This window comes from Yersinia sp. 2540 StPb PI (genome assembly GCF_052217165.1).
GTDB classification, from domain to species: Bacteria; Pseudomonadota; Gammaproteobacteria; order Enterobacterales; family Enterobacteriaceae; genus Yersinia; species Yersinia enterocolitica_E.
In genome coordinates, this window is record NZ_JAZGQC010000001.1 from 4,765,973 (window position 1) to 4,782,548 (window position 16,576).

Here is a 16,576-nt window from a genome sequence, read left to right on the forward strand (position 1 = left end):
GCGTACAATCATGCCCAACGTCATTGGTGTTGCAGCTAGACGGCAACTGAACCAATCCCCCAGGCGTTGACTAACGTCAATGACTGGGGGAGAGAAAGCAGCCAACACGCTGCAACTTCAAGGACAAAGGGCAATCAGGTTTTCGCCTTCGGCATCTGGGAAACCAATGACAGATTCACGTCCATACCTTCAACCTGGAAGTGCGGCACGGCATACAGCTTCACGCGGAAGAAACCGGGGTTGTCTTCGATATCTTCCACCGTAACTTTGGCATCACGCAGCGGATGGGAAGCCTGCAAGTCATCACCCGGATCAGTCATTTCCGTCACCAACCCACGGATCCAGTTATTCAGCTCCAGCTCCAACAGGCGGCGGTCTTTGGTGGTGCCGATGTTCTCGCGCTGAATAAGCTTCAGGTAATGGGCAATGCGTGACAGCAAGAAGATGTATGGCAAGCGCGCATTAATACGGCTGTTGGCAGTGGCATCAGCGGTGTCATACAGCGCAGGCTTCTGGGCAGAGTTGGCCGAGAAGAAGCACGAGTAATCACGGTTTTTGTAGTACGACAGCGGAATAAAGCCCAGATTGGCAAACTCAAATTCGCGCGTTTCCGGGATCATCACTTCTGACGGGATTTTGACCTGATTACCGGTACCCAAATCGTACAGGTGAATAGGCAGGTTGGTCACCGCGCCACCGGCCTGCGGGCCACGGATCTGCACACACCAGCCGTTTTTGATGAAGCTTTTCACCATATTGGCGGCAAAGGCAAACGAGGCGTTGGTCCACAGATAACGGTCATGGTCCGGCCCTTTCACCTGCTCTACGTAGTTAAAGCTGCGTACCGGCACCGTGTCCGGACCGTAAGGCAAGCGCCCCAGCACCCGCGGCATGGTCAGGCCGATATAGCGGGAATCATCTGAGTCGCGGAAGGCTTTCCACTTGATGTATTCGGCACGGTCAAAGTAGTTACCGATATCTTTGATAGCTGCCACTTCTTCCATGTTCTCTTTACCAAAGAACTCTGGACCCACTGAGCCAATAAACGGCATATGGGCTGCCGCGGCGACCTTGGAGATATTGCGCAATAACGCGATATCTTGCGGGCTACGGTCAAACTCGTAGTTGGAGATAGCAGCGGCAATCGGCTCGCCACCGGGAGTGTCGTATTCCTGAATGTAAGTCTGGGTGTAGAGGCCGCTTTGCACGATTTCAGGGGCGTCTTCAAAATCCTGCACCAGATGATCTTTACTGATATCCAGCAGTTCGATACGCACGTTTTGACGGAAATCGGTTTGATCGATAAGGGATTTCACGCCACGCCAGGTCGACTCCACCCGTTGGAAATCAGGGTGATGCATCACCGCATCCAACTGGCGACTGATTTGATCATCCAGCGCCGCAATGTGGCCATCCAGCAGGGTTTTATCCAGCTTTTCCACTTTTTTCGACGACTGCTTCAGCAGGTCCAAAAAGACACTGACGGCGGCAGTGACACGCTCATCAGTGGTGGCATCTGCCATGGTATCGTTGTTCTGGAAAGCATCCAGACCCGTCAATGAGGAGACCGGGCTCAGGTTGATTTTTTCAAATAAAGAGGCATAAACCCCCTGGGCTACGGGACGGTTTTTCTCTAATACGGTCGTCGCAGTACCCTGCGCACTGTTTTCCTGTACAGACATCAGCATGTTCCTTTTCTTCTTTCTACAAGCAGCCAATCCGGCGATTAACAGTCTTTGGGGGCCAATGCCGCCAGTTCAGCACGCAGCTCATCGCTCAATGCTTCGTCTTTGAGGATGTTTTCCAGCTCACGGCGGAAGGTGGCGTTGTCCAGCAAATTGGACTTGAGATCACGCAGCAGATTGCGCATTGCCAGCAAGGCACGCAGTTGTGGGATTTGACGGGCGACACTTTCCGGCTCGAAATCCTTCATGTCATTGAAGGTCAGGGATACGGCGGTATCGGTATTATCCCCTGCCAAAGTATCAGGCACCGTTAATTTCAGGCTCGGTTGGAACTCGGCCAACACGCTGTTGAAATTATTTTTGTTGATATTGAGTTTTTCACGTTCGGACAGCGGACGCTGTTCCTGACCGTTGCTGTAATCGCCCATCACCAGAAGTTTTAAAGGTAGTTCGACTTTCTTCTGGGCACCGCCGGTGTGGAGGTCTAATTTAATATTAATACGCGCTTTGGGTATCTCATTTTGGAAGCTTGACGAGGCCATTGACTTTCCTTGTTAGAGGACGGGAATTTAGGAAATCCACCCCTGAAAAGATGCGTAAAAATAATCGGCATCACCTGGAACAATAGCCATCGCTCACCAATAAACCGTGGCAATGAAATTAAGGAAAATAATTGTTCGTAGATAACCTTCGCATTCGCAGGATGGCATAACACAGTATCTGACAGGTATTTTTCACACACATAAGTATATCGATTAAATACCCAGTGGCGGCAGTGTAAAAACATTAGCCAGGTAACACCAATGGGTTAAATGTTACAAAATGTAACTATTTGCATTTCAGAAAAAATGCAACATCACATTGAAGAATAAGAAGTTTCTTGTTAGGCGAGAAAAAATCCTTGTGCCTTAGCACGTTAAAAATCATCATGAAATTTAAACTAAGAGTGCACGAAATGTATTGTAGGAATGGTCCTACATTTTATTTTTTTAAGAATGTGATCTGGCGCCAGAGTATTTCACAACAAAGAGGGATAGAGAGGAACCTAACGGTTATCACAATGAATCAGTTAACTGTTAATAACGTAAAAATGACTTATCGATATAAAATTTCATTGAACGATACATGCAGTACCAGAAAATAGAGGCATGTGGCAGATTTATACTGATGAGAAACTGCTGTACAGCGAAAAATACGATTATCAACGCGGTTGGTAATACAAGTAAAAAATGATATCCGAGAACAGCCTAGTCTCGGTTGTACGGAGTTGACGCTCTCCAGCGTCAGCTACGTTAAGTGTATAGTTAGGTGATAAATTTATAAAATCAATTACATAGGTCAATAAATTGATATTGATCACTTAATCAGCTCGCCTCAGCAAGACTAATCCTATGAAAATCATCATTGGGCGATCATTTTTAATACCGCCAAACCTGGCATTTGCCAAAAAAATCCGCCCCTCCCTACTCCGATACCCATCAATTTATCTCGTCAGCATAATGCTGTACGGTCCAGGTGGATTCAGAACGAGGGTTAAAAGAGAGCAGTACCATCGTAGGGATAAGTCCCAAATTATCGACAAAAAAACTCTCTTGATTTTGACACCATCTAGATTACGCCAAACACGCCTCATTAATATGAAAACGATACGATTGTATTCTTTTTTCCATGTTTATCTTTTTCATTATTGAGTTCTTATGTGCATTAACCGTTTTGATGCTGAGCTTCATTATCTGGGCTATAGTCACTGGGTTAATACCTAACTTTAAATAACACATAACGGTGCGTTCCTTGCCCGTGAGTGTGCTCTCACTGGCCGGGTAACTCATTGCATTACCTTCAGCCTGAAGTTCTTTTTCTTCCAGTAAACCAATAGTATTCTGGATTATATCGTCAATTATATTATTACTGTAATTACCATATATAATGCCTGGGTTATTATCAGGTAATTTACCGTCGACAGCTAAACCCTTACTATCATTCAAGAACACAACAAATAATGTGTGTTTTTTGTTACCCTGAGCATTCCGAACATGGCGTTCACAATAGCGTTGTGCATCCTGCTTTGAAACCAGTCTTAATACTTGTGTTTTTTTAGCAGAAATAATTAATGAATCATTAAGTATTAATTCAGTTATCTCATCTAAATGCTTGGATAGTTCAGATTGCAATGCTAAAGAGAAAAATATATTTTTTTCATGAATAACCACCATGACACTTTTGTTCATAAATCCCCTCGGGAGATATTGCTGGTATCTCGGTAACTCTCAACATAAAAATTTAAATCGTACCGATGGCACCTAAACATACCTAATGACAACCACACAAACACCCTAAAAACAGCATTTATTCTATTTCAAGATCAACAATGCAGCAACATACGCCACAAATTAGAAGATATATAGTTTTTTACTCCGAAACTTAAATAAAGGGAGATGCTATACATCTTAAAATATAGCTAACAGTAGCTTGTGCATTTTTTAATATCGGAATTTAAAAAAAACTTAAACTGCACTTGACCACCACCTAAAAATACAAATTGACAATAAATTATTTAAAGTTTAAATATGCGTTCATCAATCAATAGCTCATTCACAAATTAACTTAATCATGAAATACCTTATTAACTACACTATTTTCTTTAGACCATCAGAAAAGAAATTAATGATTCTAAATGATGACGATATTTTTGTGATTTTGTCCAATCCGGCAACCCGTTTACTGCTTGAATTCATTAAACACAGAAACAAAGCTATAGATAGAGTTACGCTATTGAAGGACATCTGGGAAGACTATGGATTCACTGCATCTAATAGTAATTTAAACACCTATGTTAGTGAGCTTAGAAAGGCATTCAAAGCATTGGGAGAGAGCCCACAACTCATTTTAACGATACCCAAACATGGGTTCCAATTTGTTGCCTATGTTGAATCACATATGAAGGCTGAAAGTCAGGAGAAGGAATCTTCCATTGATACTCAAAATACAAGCAGTGAAAAGTTAAAAAACTTAAACTTTAAAAGAGAATTCAATAGCGATGTAGGTGCAACACCCAGTATTGGTAAGGAAGATACATATAAGAATGTTGAAAAAATGGAGTTTAGCGCAAAGATATTACTGATGTTAGTTATATTTACACTCACTATAACTGCATTCAAAATTTATTATAGTTGTGCTGAGATCATCATTAATAAAAAAAGCCATGTACTTGCCGGTAGAATTGGGAAGTGTATGTTGTATGTTAAGAAGAACTCCACCTACCCTGCCACTGAGCAGCTAATCAACCAGGTTAAAAACGATTTACACCAAGATGAAATAGACTGCAAAAATGATAATAACGAGATTTTTTATCTAAAAGGAAGTAATGATTATAAATTTAATCAACTTACATTTATTGGCATCTGTGCAAAAAAAGAAGGCAGTGATTACCCTTCCTGCAAAACAATAAGTATTAACTCAGGAGTTTAGGTGTGAAGAAAAAACATCTTACCATTATATTTTTGATAATATTAACCATGGTTGCGTTGGTATGGATTTATCTTTCACTGTCTCAAGTCACATTTAAATGCCATTCCGAACTCTATCTAAAGAAAGAAACTGCCCCACTCCACGCTATTGAGTTACAAGCAAATACTTCGATTTTCTTCTACCGAAATGGGAGTGGTTTTATCAAATTCACAGGAACGGTAGAGGACAGTAGCTCACAATACATACTTAATCGCATGTTGCCGTTCAAATATTCCGACCTCGATAATGATGGTATTTACACCATTATATTCACTGCGCAAAAAATCAGAGCTATCGATGATGTCCCCAAAGATTTATGGTCAAAGTTTATTCAAACGGGTAACGATAATATGCCGTATTATATCAACCTGGAAAATATAAGTAACGATATCTATATGATTAATGGATTGGCGTCGCCGATAATAGTGTGCTCTAGCGAACAAAATTAACGTGGTGGCCAAGGGCTGCTACCACGCTATTATTTAAAATCAGTTAAACGTCACCAGCATTTCTGCCGCCGCGCTAACAGCACCGGTCGGCAGCGAACTGCCCCCCGAGCATAAACGCCATGTCACCTGATTGGTGGTGTTCTGACTTGTTTGTGTACTGGTGATATTGCCGACTTTTAGCTGGGTGTTATCAAAGGGCATCCCGGTGGTTGCCGTGCAACTACCACTGCCGGTCACGCCATTATTAATCTCGCCAGTAATATAGCCCCCACCCTGACTGAGTGCCAGACGGGTGGGGGCATTTTCATACAAACCGGTTAGTGCCCGGAACTGCACATTGATATTGGCATTAATACCCTGAGCGCCGTCTTGCGAGCATTGCGTTATCAACGAATTAGCCTTAGTGCTGAGTTCCGCGCCCGTCTGAAGGTTACTGGAGACTGTACCAAAATCAATCTGAGTGGGGGTGCTGACCGTACACTCCAGTGTCGAAATTCGGATTGTCGTGTTCTTTGAAAAGATAGGAATAAAAGTCTTATAACCATTTCCTGACGTAGAGAAATTCACATTAGATAATGCAATATTGCTCTGGCTGGTTTGCGTGCCATCAGCCACCATCACCCACGTTCCTGTCGCTGTCGCATTAATATACGTGCCGGCTTTATAGAAATTAGTGCTGCCGGACATTCTTGGGGCTAAACACCAGCCGCCGCCCTGGAGTGGGTTGGTTATCACCGCACCGCTCGACGTCGTGGCTTGTGTACTTGGCAACCCAATGGTGCCACTGAGCGTCTCTGGCGTGTTGTTCGCCAGCACATAATCGGCCGTGACGGTTGCCCGGGGAATTATCCCAAGCCCAGGGGCTATCTTGAACACTTTATACCCGGCAATGGTCGTCAGCGAACTGTCCGGTACACACGAACTTGACGATAAACTCGTGGGGTTAATATATATACTATCGTAGGCATATAGATCCGGGCTTGGGAAACTGGCCGTGGTGGTAGGGGCTCTATTGGTGGCACTAAATGGCATTCCCTCCCACACAATGCCACTGCCTTTACCAATGGTAATCGTGTCCGCCACGGCTGATTGCCCGATTAGCGCCAGCAGACATAGGCCGGGGCAATAACGAGATACTGACCGCCGCAATAGTTGACTAATTATTTTCATGTCGTTTTCTTTCCTACAAATTCATGTTTACCGGATGTCATGGTGTGATTAACTGATTTCACAGCGAGCGGTTAATTGACGGATCGGGTTGTTGCCTGATGTAGCTTTACTGGTTTGCAAATCGAATACAGCACGGCATTGCTGGTCTGCGCCCTGACCCCATTTCGTCACCAATCGGCCTTTCTCCGGCAATCCACTCAGGTATACCTGACCGGCGTCGCCAACAATGCCGGTATTGTTTTCACCCGCGGCACTCCCCTCCACCCTGACGACAGCCCCAAAGGGGATGTCGGTTTCACCACGACGCAGAGTCACCAGTGCCTGATAGCCGACTCGCGTATCAAACTTCGCCATCACCACCGCCCCTTTGGTTGGGTAGACATTCAGGCTCGATTTCGCCATGTCGACGTCATCCGGCAAGGTGGCCGGGTTCAGGCTGATATTGTTGTTCTGGTAATTCGATAAATACGGCACCACCGCGTAGCCACGGCTGTCGGTACGGACATTCCCGTTCATCACCTCGACACCGCCCGCGCCTGGCGCACTCACTATCGCCACCGAACTTCCCAGCATTTGCCCCAGTGTTACCCCTTCCGGGTGGACGACCAGGCTGCCATTGCCGCTGAGGTTCAGCGAACGGAACTGGCTGCTGTAGCTGTACCCGATGTTTGCCATCCCTTTACTGCCCTGATAGCCCGCATTCAGGGTGGCATTATCACCACTATTGCCGTTTGACCAGCTCTGCATTGCACTGTAAGAAAGGCGGTCATCCATCGCATTACCGCTGACGCCGACCTGCTGCTGAACCTGCCCCTGATTGTTATGGGTCATTTGATAGTTGGCATAACTGCGGCTCACCGCTGGCGCTGAGCTAAATAGGCTAAAGGGCACCTGCATGTTCATTGATAACTGACGATTTTCAGGCCAACCACTGTCACCTTTAATACGGTCAATACTGTAGGCCAACCCATAGCTCACACCACGGTAGCTGGTGTTGTACCCCGCAGAGACCGTGTTATTCACCTGGTTATTACCCCAAAAGTCATTGCGGGAGGCCGATAGATACAATGCCCCCCAGCCCCCTAATTGCTGGCTGATGCGCACCTGAAAATTGGAACGCTGACGCTCTAAAGCCCAAGGTACCTGGCTGTCATTGAGTTCATATCCCAGATTGTTGAAGTCTGAGAAACTGTAATAGTGGCGGGTTGAATACCGATAGGCCGCCAAATCCACCGAGGTGCCAGTACTCAGCAAGCTTTTGGCATAACGCAACCGATAAGAGCGACCTTGTTGCCACTCATCTTGTCCGTACAATTTGGCATTAGAGGTGGTGATATCAGCTGAAAGCGCGCCAAAATCTCCTAATGACAGACCAGATCCGGCCACGAACGAAAGATAGTCCTCTGCCATCAGCCCACCGCCGTACAGAGTAATGTCGTAGGGCAAACCATAGATAAATGTGCCTAGCCCAAAGGTAGCTTCACGCGAGCCTTGCGTTATGCCGCCGTTATAACGCCCGGTGGTGAACTCATATTTGAGCGCGCCGGGGCGTTGCATCACCGGTAAAGAGGAAAAGGCCATCGTTTGGCTGCGGACAGTGCCGTCAGCCTCGGTGATAGTGACCGTCAGATCCCCGCCCTGACTGGTCTGATAGAGGTCATTAATGCGAAACGGCCCCGGGGCGACATAGGTTTGATACACCACATTGCCATTCTGGCTAACAGTCACACGTGCATTACTTTGCGCAATCCCGGAAATCTCCGGCGCAAAACCCCGCAGGCTGTTAGGCAGCATTTCTTCGCTGGAATTAAGTTTAATACCGCGAAACGGGATACTGTCGAACACCTCATTGCCGGTACTGCTTTCCCCCGCCAGCACCTCGGCACGCAAGGCATGAATATCGCGCTGTAAATAGGTATTGGAAAAACGGGTATTTTGCTGGCTCGACGAAGCGGTGCCGCTGTTCTGGTTGCGGGTATAGGTCATATCACTGCGCAAACGCCAGGCCTGCCAGTTCAGTCCGTTACGCAGGCTGGCAAACAGATTGGTCTGTTCGCTACTGTCCATGCCAGCCTGCGCACTCTGCCAGTTTCGGCTGCCATTCAGGCTATAGTTCATCAGCAACGCGGGCACACCGTCATCCCACAATGCGGGATCAACATAACCGGCGGCGTTTTGCTGCATGGCAATCTGCGGCACACTGATGTCCAGCCGCAATTGGGATAAGTCAAAATGCACCTGAGAATCAGGAATGAGTGCAGCCAAATCATTGACCGGAGCATCCGCTGGTAATGTGCTAAAACCCGGCAACACCGTGGTATTTACCCCCAGTTGCTGGAGGAGAGCAGGCGTGAGCTCTGGCTGAACCTGCCCTTGTGCATCTTTTTTAAACATCAAGGTGTACTGACCCTGATCCGACTGATTCATCCACAGTGTCACCAGATAACGGCCCTCCGCGACCTGGCCGGCGGATTCAAAAGCACTCAAATCAGCACTGGTCGACTGCATTCCGCCCAACGCTAACAGACGAGGGTCAAAGTAGTCGCGCGCCAAGACAGGAAAAGCCCCTGCCAGCAGCATGGTCCCTATCAGAATGGGCGAAAAAGTGGGCGTGTTACGCCTGTTTTTTATTGTTATGTTGTGCATCACGTGGTCTGTCCATCAAAATCAGAAAAAGTTATAAAGCTTGCTGGTTAGCCGGTGTGCTCCAGCCATCCTCATCAATCAGTTGCCATTCCACACTGCCTTTTGCCGTCGCCGGCAAGGTATAGCGCTGCTGCCCTTTCGGTGGCACCATCAGCCGTAGTGCGGGTTTATCCAGCGCACTGCCACCAACTTTCAATTGCGAAAAGGTGAGCCAATATGGCGTTGGGTTCTCAGCAATCAGCTCATGACCCTCACGGCGAAAATGCAATTGAGAAGCCACCTCGGCCACCGCGCGTTTAGCTAACCCCTCAGGGCGATAGAACAGCTTCATATTGCTGACTACCGTCACGGCCATCTGGCCCGACGGTCCCGCGTTGTCAGATTCTTTGTTAGCAGGGATAGCTTTCATCGAGATAAAAAAGACTGACTCCCGATCCGTTGGCAACGGTTCACCGTTATGGCGGATACGCAGTGTCAGCTCGCTATTTGCCTCTAAACGCTCCAACGGAGGGGTGACAATAAAAGGCATCTTCGGCTGCCCGGTGTAATTCAAATCCACATCACCGGTTTTCATATCGACAGGGCGGATCCACGACTGCATCAGATAGGGGGCAGCACTTTTATTATTCACGGTTAAGGTGACGCCTTTTTGCTCACTTGCCGGGTAAATTACCCGCAGCACATAAAAAGAAATCCCCTGGGATTCAGAGGGTGCCGCATGCGCGCCTGCAAATACCAACAAGCTGCATAACAGCAGCGTCACGAATGAGATAAGGCATTTCATTTTGGTTATTCCTGTGATGGCGACACAGTGTGTTGGCACAATGCAGACAAACCACCCGCGTCGGTTATGGTTTGCCACTCCACGTGCTTGATTGAACCAGCAACGGGATAGGTCTGTGCTCTCATCGGCGCAATCATCGACGGGGCTGTGTCTAAGTTGATAACGTTATGGTCGAACTTCAGCGTCCCAAACGTTATAAAATAAGGGGTTGGATTCTCAATACGAATGCCATTTCCCACTCGGCTAAATGTCAGTTGGCAACCCACATTTTGGGGTACATCCTTCAGAGCCGTAGGGCGATAAAACAGCTTGATAACAAACTGAAAACCCATTGATAAACGCGCCTCTTCAGGCACAGGTTCTGGCTGGCTCGGAATGGCTAATACCGAAAGGTAAAACAGGGACTCTCGATCGTCAGGCAGCGCCTCACCCTGTTTAAGGATACGCAGTAATTGGTTACCTTCAGCCCCTAACGGAAACAGCGGCGGCGTGACAATAAAAGGCACTGTCGCATCATTTTTCATTTCGTTTTGGATGCGACTTTGAATCAAATAATTTTGCATACCGCTATTCTTTACTGTGAGGCTTTGGGCTTTATCTTCAGCGGAAAATATCACTCGAGTCTGGCTCAAACTGACGCCCCCCTTGCTGGTCGCCATTGCCGGTGCCCCTACAAAAATCATCAATAGCAGCGTGATAAGGGAAAAGTGTGCAAATGGCATGGCAACCTCAGCGATAGGCAAAAATAAAATTAACATTGGCAGTGAGTTGCCCCGGTTTAACCGTGGCGCAATCAGTCACACCGCCACAACTAACGCCGGCAAAGAACTGTAATTGTTTATTGACGGGTGTCTGCCCCACGGCGGCCAACGGGAAATAATCACCAGATTTGACCTCCGTGCTGGCATAACTCGGTTGGCTGGCACTTTGCACTAACATCACGCCAGCGCCGCCCACATCAGAATCACTACTGCGAAACAGCCATTTTCCGTTTTGACTCTTACCCGGACCAAGGGCGATAACTACTGGCTGCAAGCTGGCACTTGCGGCACCGTTACAATTATCAACAGTGAGCGTAACGGGCTGTAAATTGAGTAGTGTTTCGCTGCGTAAGTTAGCCTGCTGTACATCACCTAGCGACAGCACACTTTTATCCAGACTTAACGAACAAGTGCCTTGTACTAACGATGCAGAAAAGTTCAGTGTCACGGCATGGGTGTTAATGCTGATTCCGCCGACCAACAAACTCAAACCAACCCAAAGCACTTTCTTACGGCAGAAGCTGTTTAAATGCATCTACGCCACCTTGGTCATTAATGGTTTGCCACTCCACGCTGCTGCCTTTCGCCACTGTGGGATAGGTATGTGCACCAAAGGGGGCGATCATCAATGCCGCAGGTGAATCTAACTTAAGTGCTTGTCCGCCAAACTTAAGGCTGGCCAGGCTGACAAAATAGGGTGATGGATTACTGACCTCCAGCCCATTACTGACCTGGTGAAACTTAAGGTTTTTTTGTGCATCCGCAGCCGACGATGGCAAGCCTGCGGGGCGATAAAACAGTTTAATAATGCTACCCACACCAAATTGCACCGAGGCTTGTACACCCGTGCTTTGTTGAGCTTCGGTAGGTGAGGCCGCAGCGGGAACCGCTGTCGCATGGAAATAAAAAACGGATTCGCGATCTTTAGGTAAATCAGTGTCATTACCCGCAATGCGAATCTGGTTCACGCTCTTGGGCTCCAGGCGGAATATCGGTGGCGTTACCGTAAATGGTGTCGCTTTATAGCTGTCTGCTGTGCGGCTTAACGAAACCTGTACCAAGTAAGGCAATATCGGTTGCGTGTTACGTACCGTGACAGCAATGCTACCGGTGCCCTGTGGGTAAATCAGACGGGTGGCATTGATACCAAATCCATCAGCCAATACCGCGAGTGGACAAGACAGCAGCGCCATCATCAGGGGAATAAGCAGTTTTAGGCGCTTCATTCTTTCGCTCCAAGGTAAAAAGGAAAAGAGGCAGAATGGCAGGTAGCCGAAGCCACCCACCATTAAGAAAATCAGTTATAGGCGAAGGCAAACAAGATGGGCGCGCTAACAGCACCAATGTTGATACCAGTGATGGTGGTTGAAGCCAGGCCAGCCTGTAAGCTCAGTGTCTTAGTATTAAAGTCACCGGCTGCTGGTGTTGTTCCCGCAGTAGCAACCAATAACTTGTCATTGTTGCTGATATAAGCGGTTGGGGTCGCAACCTGACTCAACATGACACCGGTGTTGGTACCCGTAGAGTTAAACATGTTTGGGTTACCGCCCAGCGTTTGCCCGGTAACGACCAAATAGGCTTTATCACCCGCAGCAGCCGGTGCTTCACAGTTGTTTAAACCCACAGTGAATGTTTTCTGGCTAGCGGGAATCGGAGTAGCAACACCAGTAAATGATGATGGTGCATAGTTACCTAGATCCAGATTATTGGTAGACAAAGAAACATCACAAGTTGACGCAACAACGTTAGCGGTTACCGTTAATTGGGCGTTAGATGCTGCTTGGGTATTCCCTGCTACCGCCAGTAACACCAACGCGGCAGGAGCCAGAGAGAAAATTGTTTTACGCATGGAGCTATTCCTTTATGGTGATATTAATTTTCGGTTTCCCGATAAATGGTATGGCTGTTTTAACCACAGATAGATGCCACCCTCTATTTAATAGAGGGTGATTTAATATGGATAAATCAAACATAAATAACGTTAATTCATTTATTATTGATGTCTGCATACTGATTTAAATAGATTTATTAAATATAGAATTCCCCACATTCAAAAAACGATATTACTCATCGGCAGATGATAAAATCACTGCCGATAACATCGTTCATAGGAAACTCTATTTCTGCTGCAAGTCAGCATACGGCGCCAATGTCGTTACGCCCCTGAAAAGAAAATAGTGAGATAAACCTATGTGGGTTACGACACCTTGCCTAAATCAGGATGTAACAATGATAGCAACTTTTTAAAGAAAGTATATTTGAGCATTTATTTACCTTAAACATAGATTTTTATATCGATATATTGTCTTATACATTTTTTTATCCCTTTAAATGCCATTTTAAATAAAACAAAAAGAATAATAAACTTATGAAAAACAAGGTTAAATGCGATGATGGGGAGTTTTAATTTAATGATAAGGCAGAGACTGATTAAATGTTAAATTCTAGCAGTAGTGATTCTTAATGCTCGTTAAGAGATATTGCTCTTTATGCCCGCGTTGGTTAGCCCTATTTTCTTTTCCACAAAAAGAGCCGTCAGTCATAAAAAACATTTCAAAAAACAAATTTATGAGAGTAGCTTAACCTAAGACTGCATTGCCGTTTTTGATTTAGCCCCGACTAAAAGGTTGTTTAGTCCATTAGAGTCATAGATGAAATATATACTTAATCTTACGATTGTGTTTAATCCATCAGAAAAGATATTGATGGAGTTGAATGACGAAGAACGGGCGGTGACATTGTCCAACCCGGCAACCCGGCTATTGCTTGAATTTATCAAACATCAGAATCAACCAATAGAAAGAGAAGTACTGCTGAAGAATGTGTGGGAAGACTATGGTTTTACTGCATCAAACAGCAACCTGAATGCTTATGTTAGTGAACTGAGAAAAGCCCTGACAGCCTTAGGTGAAAATCCACAAGTCATCACGACTATACCTAAACATGGTTTTCAGTTTACAGCGCGGATTGAGTCAATACTGAGTACCGCACAGCCAGAGCTAGATACCGGAGAAGAACGCTATGATATAGCAGCAGAGCACTCCAAAGAAATATCAGCCACTAGCCAGCCTAATACCGCGGCCCTGATGCCAACTATTGCCCCGTTAACCCGGGAAGTGATAGTCCCGGGTCGAAAATATCTGACAATACTAAGATCCAAAATATTACTTATTTTGGTGATCCTATCAGTATTAGGTACAGCTCTTAAGATTTACGCCAACTGGGTCGACGTTACCATTGGCAAAGCGAATTATTTACTCTCTGGCGAAATTGACCAATGCCAGATTTTTATCCAGAAAAATGCGACATTCCCTGCCGAAGAGGGAGGTCTTGATATGGCACGGCGCGACCTCAAGCAGGAAAAAATTGACTGCTCAGTGAAAAAGCACCATATCTTTTATACCAAAGGAAGTGATGGTTATAAGATTAATCAGCTCACCTTTATAGGTATATGTATTGAAGATGAACAGGGTAGATATAACGCGTGCAGAACGATCAGGATTAACTCGGGAGAGGCACGATGAAAAAAGGTTACCTTACCGTGGTTTACCTGACGATATTAGCTGCCGTCGCCATTTTCTGGGCCTATCAACTATTGCCTAAAGTTGTTTTACAATGCGATTCTGAGCTATACCTGAAAAAAAACATTAATACCTATGATTCTGTTTCATTACTGGCAGATGTGAGTATCTTTTTATCCCGCAATGGTGATGGTTTCATAAAATTCACCGGAACGGCACAGGATAAAACATCATCATATATATTAAATCGTGCTCTGCCATTCAACTACACCACCTTGGATAATAACGGTGTTTATACAGTCAACTTCACCACTCAAATTATAAGAGCTATTGATGATGTGCCAGATAATGTCTGGTCGAAATTCATTCAGACAACACGTGATGATGTACAGTATTTTGTCAGTGTAAAAAATATAGATAAAAACCTCTATGTCATTAATGGGTTATCATCTCCTGTGTTAATTTGTGCAACCCCCTGAATAACGTCCCCTATCGCCAAAAGAAAGCCCCTTTATTTCTATGATTAATGAAGCAACTCGAGAGGTTGTGAGGTATTTGTCATTTTACCCATCACAAAAGCCAGATTGGCAGCGGCGACCAGCGAAGCGGCGTGGGCATCGGTACTCATCTGTTGTGCATTCAACAAGCCATTGGCCGCTTCGTTAGCGACCGTGATGGTACCTACACCATTACGATAAGATTCCAGTGCAGCGTCATAGGTGATAAATGACGTTTTCACCAGATTGAGTGCCGCCTGATTAGACTCAAGCGCCGAGTGCAAAGTATCCGCCGCCACCACGATTTCACGCACCGCCAACTCCTGAGTTTTCTTAAATCCTTCCGCTGCAACTGCCGCACGAGACTCCGCCTCTTTGACCCGCGCCGCCCGTATCCCGCCATCGTAAAGAGGAACACTGACCCCCACCAAAATGCTAGAGGATGAAGTCTGCTGGCTAATCCCAGGTAGACCCTGAATATCAAAGCGCCCATCACCGCCTGCGACTGCTCCGGCAAGATAGACTTTTGGCAAAAAGTCGGCCTCAGTGGCTTTGATACCTGCCTTGGCAGCTTCAACCGCCGCATAGCTGGCTAACACATCAGGCCGCTGGGAAAGGGCCAGACGAATCATATTTTCGGTCGGCGTGCTGGCAACATCTGGCAAAGCGCGGTCTTCGGCATAAGCGATGTTGATATCTAATGAGGGAGAAACCCCCATCGCCCCCAGTAATGCCTGATAAGCATCGCGTTCCGTACCTTTTGTCATCACGCGGCGCAGTTCAGACTGTGCCACCTGTTGGCGCGCCAACGCCACTTCGACGGTGGTGGCAATACCATTTTTTTGACGTTGTTCGGCAGCATCTTGAATCTTTAAGCTATTTTTCAGCGTTTGCTCTGCTATCTGCCTCTGGGTCTGCGCGGCACCATATTGGAAATAAGTCCGTGTGACATCGTAGATTAGCTTCTGATGCATCCCATTAAAGCTAACATTGGCGGCATAAGAGGTTTGTTTAGCTGCGTCAAGTAATGCACTACGCTGCCCAAAATCAAAGATAAGCCACTGTAATGCCAGCGCCGGAACAACTGCGCTCCCGGAGGTATTAACATCCTGATGGCTGCCAATCGCGTAAGGTAACGGTGTGCTGGTACTCTGGTAGCCACCAATAACACTGGCTGAAATGATCGGTAAAAATACCGCCTCCCCCATACCGACAGCCAATGCAGCCTGTCGCGCTTGCTGCCAGGCAATGCGGGTATCTGGATTCTGAGTCTGGGCAATATCAATCAGCTCAGGTAATGAGTAAAGATGTCCGCTCTTTATTGCCGGTGGCTGAGGAAGTTCTGCCACCAGCGGATTAGCTGGCACAGAGAAATTACCCGCGCCCGCAGCACTGCCCGTATTGGCATCCGCGACCCAAGGTTCGGAATAGGAGGCTGGCGCGAGGTCAAGTCGCTCAGTGGCACACCCCGTAATCAATATGCATAAGCCAGCCGCCGTGCAAATAAGGCCCATTTTGGCTATCCTGGCCGTCAGTACCGCGTGAGTCGTCATGTC

General features: G+C 46.5%; 15 protein-coding genes. 4 read left to right on the top strand and 11 right to left on the bottom strand.

Going from position 1 to position 16,576, the window contains the following annotated elements; all coding sequences use genetic code 11:
• Window positions 1-134 precede the first annotated feature (134 nt).
• The 3 genes from tssC to V1956_RS22365 form a co-directional block, all read right to left on the bottom strand.
• A complete protein-coding gene (gene tssC / locus V1956_RS22355; protein ID WP_420074948.1) occupies window positions 135-1,688 on the bottom strand; it encodes a type VI secretion system contractile sheath large subunit in 1,554 nt (517 codons plus the stop codon).
• 38 nt (window positions 1,689-1,726) lie between these two features.
• A complete protein-coding gene (tssB, locus tag V1956_RS22360; RefSeq protein ID WP_083162567.1) occupies window positions 1,727-2,227 on the bottom strand; it encodes a type VI secretion system contractile sheath small subunit in 501 nt (166 codons plus the stop codon).
• A gap of 1,071 nt (window positions 2,228-3,298) precedes the next feature.
• On the bottom strand, window positions 3,299-3,913 hold the full coding sequence (locus tag V1956_RS22365) for a helix-turn-helix domain-containing protein (RefSeq protein WP_442825714.1): 615 nt from the start codon (window positions 3,911-3,913) through the stop codon (window positions 3,299-3,301).
• A 436-nt stretch (window positions 3,914-4,349) separates the two neighbouring features.
• On the opposite strand from V1956_RS22365, the gene V1956_RS22370 reads away from it, so the two are divergent.
• Entirely contained in the window at window positions 4,350-5,153 is an 804-nt protein-coding gene (locus V1956_RS22370; protein ID WP_372560586.1) for a winged helix-turn-helix domain-containing protein, read from the top strand.
• 2 nt (window positions 5,154-5,155) lie between these two features.
• Complete coding sequence (locus V1956_RS22375) at window positions 5,156-5,641, top strand: hypothetical protein (protein ID WP_442825715.1); 486 nt, start codon at window positions 5,156-5,158, stop codon at window positions 5,639-5,641.
• A gap of 39 nt (window positions 5,642-5,680) precedes the next feature.
• Here the strand turns inward: V1956_RS22375 and V1956_RS22380 are convergent, their stop codons facing one another.
• The 7 genes from V1956_RS22380 to V1956_RS22410 all read right to left on the bottom strand — a co-directional run bounded on the left by V1956_RS22380 (window position 5,681) and on the right by V1956_RS22410 (window position 12,851).
• Window positions 5,681-6,811, bottom strand: a complete 1,131-nt coding sequence (locus tag V1956_RS22380; RefSeq protein ID WP_420075245.1) for an adhesin — start codon at window positions 6,809-6,811, stop codon at window positions 5,681-5,683.
• A gap of 48 nt (window positions 6,812-6,859) precedes the next feature.
• Window positions 6,860-9,391, bottom strand: a complete 2,532-nt coding sequence (locus tag V1956_RS22385) for a fimbria/pilus outer membrane usher protein (protein WP_420075246.1) — start codon at window positions 9,389-9,391, stop codon at window positions 6,860-6,862.
• A gap of 97 nt (window positions 9,392-9,488) precedes the next feature.
• Complete coding sequence (locus tag V1956_RS22390; RefSeq protein ID WP_420072192.1) at window positions 9,489-10,241, bottom strand: fimbrial biogenesis chaperone; 753 nt, start codon at window positions 10,239-10,241, stop codon at window positions 9,489-9,491.
• Between the two features lie 5 nt (window positions 10,242-10,246).
• Window positions 10,247-10,963 (bottom strand): fimbrial biogenesis chaperone, encoded by a 717-nt coding sequence (locus tag V1956_RS22395; RefSeq protein ID WP_442825716.1) that lies wholly within the window; start codon window positions 10,961-10,963, stop codon window positions 10,247-10,249.
• Window positions 10,964-10,970: 7 nt separating this feature from the next.
• Window positions 10,971-11,537 (bottom strand): fimbrial protein, encoded by a 567-nt coding sequence (locus tag V1956_RS22400; RefSeq protein WP_372560580.1) that lies wholly within the window; start codon window positions 11,535-11,537, stop codon window positions 10,971-10,973.
• Window positions 11,512-12,228 carry a fimbrial biogenesis chaperone gene (locus tag V1956_RS22405; protein ID WP_420072194.1) on the bottom strand — a complete coding sequence of 239 codons (717 nt, stop codon included), beginning with the start codon at window positions 12,226-12,228 and terminating at the stop codon, window positions 11,512-11,514. The genes V1956_RS22400 and V1956_RS22405 overlap by 26 nt, the downstream gene beginning before the upstream one ends.
• Window positions 12,229-12,299: 71 nt before the next feature.
• Window positions 12,300-12,851 (bottom strand): fimbrial protein, encoded by a 552-nt coding sequence (locus V1956_RS22410; protein ID WP_420072195.1) that lies wholly within the window; start codon window positions 12,849-12,851, stop codon window positions 12,300-12,302.
• A gap of 802 nt (window positions 12,852-13,653) precedes the next feature.
• On the opposite strand from V1956_RS22410, the gene V1956_RS22415 reads away from it, so the two are divergent.
• Complete coding sequence (locus tag V1956_RS22415; RefSeq protein ID WP_442825717.1) at window positions 13,654-14,526, top strand: winged helix-turn-helix domain-containing protein; 873 nt, start codon at window positions 13,654-13,656, stop codon at window positions 14,524-14,526.
• Window positions 14,523-15,002 (top strand): FidL-like protein, encoded by a 480-nt coding sequence (locus tag V1956_RS22420; protein WP_420071201.1) that lies wholly within the window; start codon window positions 14,523-14,525, stop codon window positions 15,000-15,002. The genes V1956_RS22415 and V1956_RS22420 overlap by 4 nt, the downstream gene beginning before the upstream one ends.
• Window positions 15,003-15,046: 44 nt before the next feature.
• On the opposite strand, the gene V1956_RS22425 is transcribed toward V1956_RS22420, so the two are convergent.
• Window positions 15,047-16,573 carry a TolC family protein gene (locus V1956_RS22425; RefSeq protein WP_442825718.1) on the bottom strand — a complete coding sequence of 509 codons (1,527 nt, stop codon included), beginning with the start codon at window positions 16,571-16,573 and terminating at the stop codon, window positions 15,047-15,049.
• Window positions 16,574-16,576 lie beyond the last annotated feature (3 nt).

Coding starts and splice junctions, on each gene's coding strand:
- V1956_RS22410 (WP_420072195.1), bottom strand. CDS start 12,851: ATGCGTAAAACAATTTTCTCTCTGGCTCCTGCCGCGTTGGTGTTACTG.
- V1956_RS22370 (WP_372560586.1), top strand. CDS start 4,350: ATGATTCTAAATGATGACGATATTTTTGTGATTTTGTCCAATCCGGCA.
- tssC (WP_420074948.1), bottom strand. CDS start 1,688: ATGCTGATGTCTGTACAGGAAAACAGTGCGCAGGGTACTGCGACGACC.
- V1956_RS22400 (WP_372560580.1), bottom strand. CDS start 11,537: ATGCATTTAAACAGCTTCTGCCGTAAGAAAGTGCTTTGGGTTGGTTTG.
- V1956_RS22365 (WP_442825714.1), bottom strand. CDS start 3,913: ATGAACAAAAGTGTCATGGTGGTTATTCATGAAAAAAATATATTTTTC.
- V1956_RS22405 (WP_420072194.1), bottom strand. CDS start 12,228: ATGAAGCGCCTAAAACTGCTTATTCCCCTGATGATGGCGCTGCTGTCT.
- V1956_RS22415 (WP_442825717.1), top strand. CDS start 13,654: ATGAAATATATACTTAATCTTACGATTGTGTTTAATCCATCAGAAAAG.
- V1956_RS22385 (WP_420075246.1), bottom strand. CDS start 9,391: ATGCTGCTGGCAGGGGCTTTTCCTGTCTTGGCGCGCGACTACTTTGAC.
- tssB (WP_083162567.1), bottom strand. CDS start 2,227: ATGGCCTCGTCAAGCTTCCAAAATGAGATACCCAAAGCGCGTATTAAT.
- V1956_RS22380 (WP_420075245.1), bottom strand. CDS start 6,811: ATGAAAATAATTAGTCAACTATTGCGGCGGTCAGTATCTCGTTATTGC.
- V1956_RS22395 (WP_442825716.1), bottom strand. CDS start 10,963: ATGCCATTTGCACACTTTTCCCTTATCACGCTGCTATTGATGATTTTT.
- V1956_RS22420 (WP_420071201.1), top strand. CDS start 14,523: ATGAAAAAAGGTTACCTTACCGTGGTTTACCTGACGATATTAGCTGCC.
- V1956_RS22390 (WP_420072192.1), bottom strand. CDS start 10,241: ATGAAATGCCTTATCTCATTCGTGACGCTGCTGTTATGCAGCTTGTTG.
- V1956_RS22425 (WP_442825718.1), bottom strand. CDS start 16,573: ATGACGACTCACGCGGTACTGACGGCCAGGATAGCCAAAATGGGCCTT.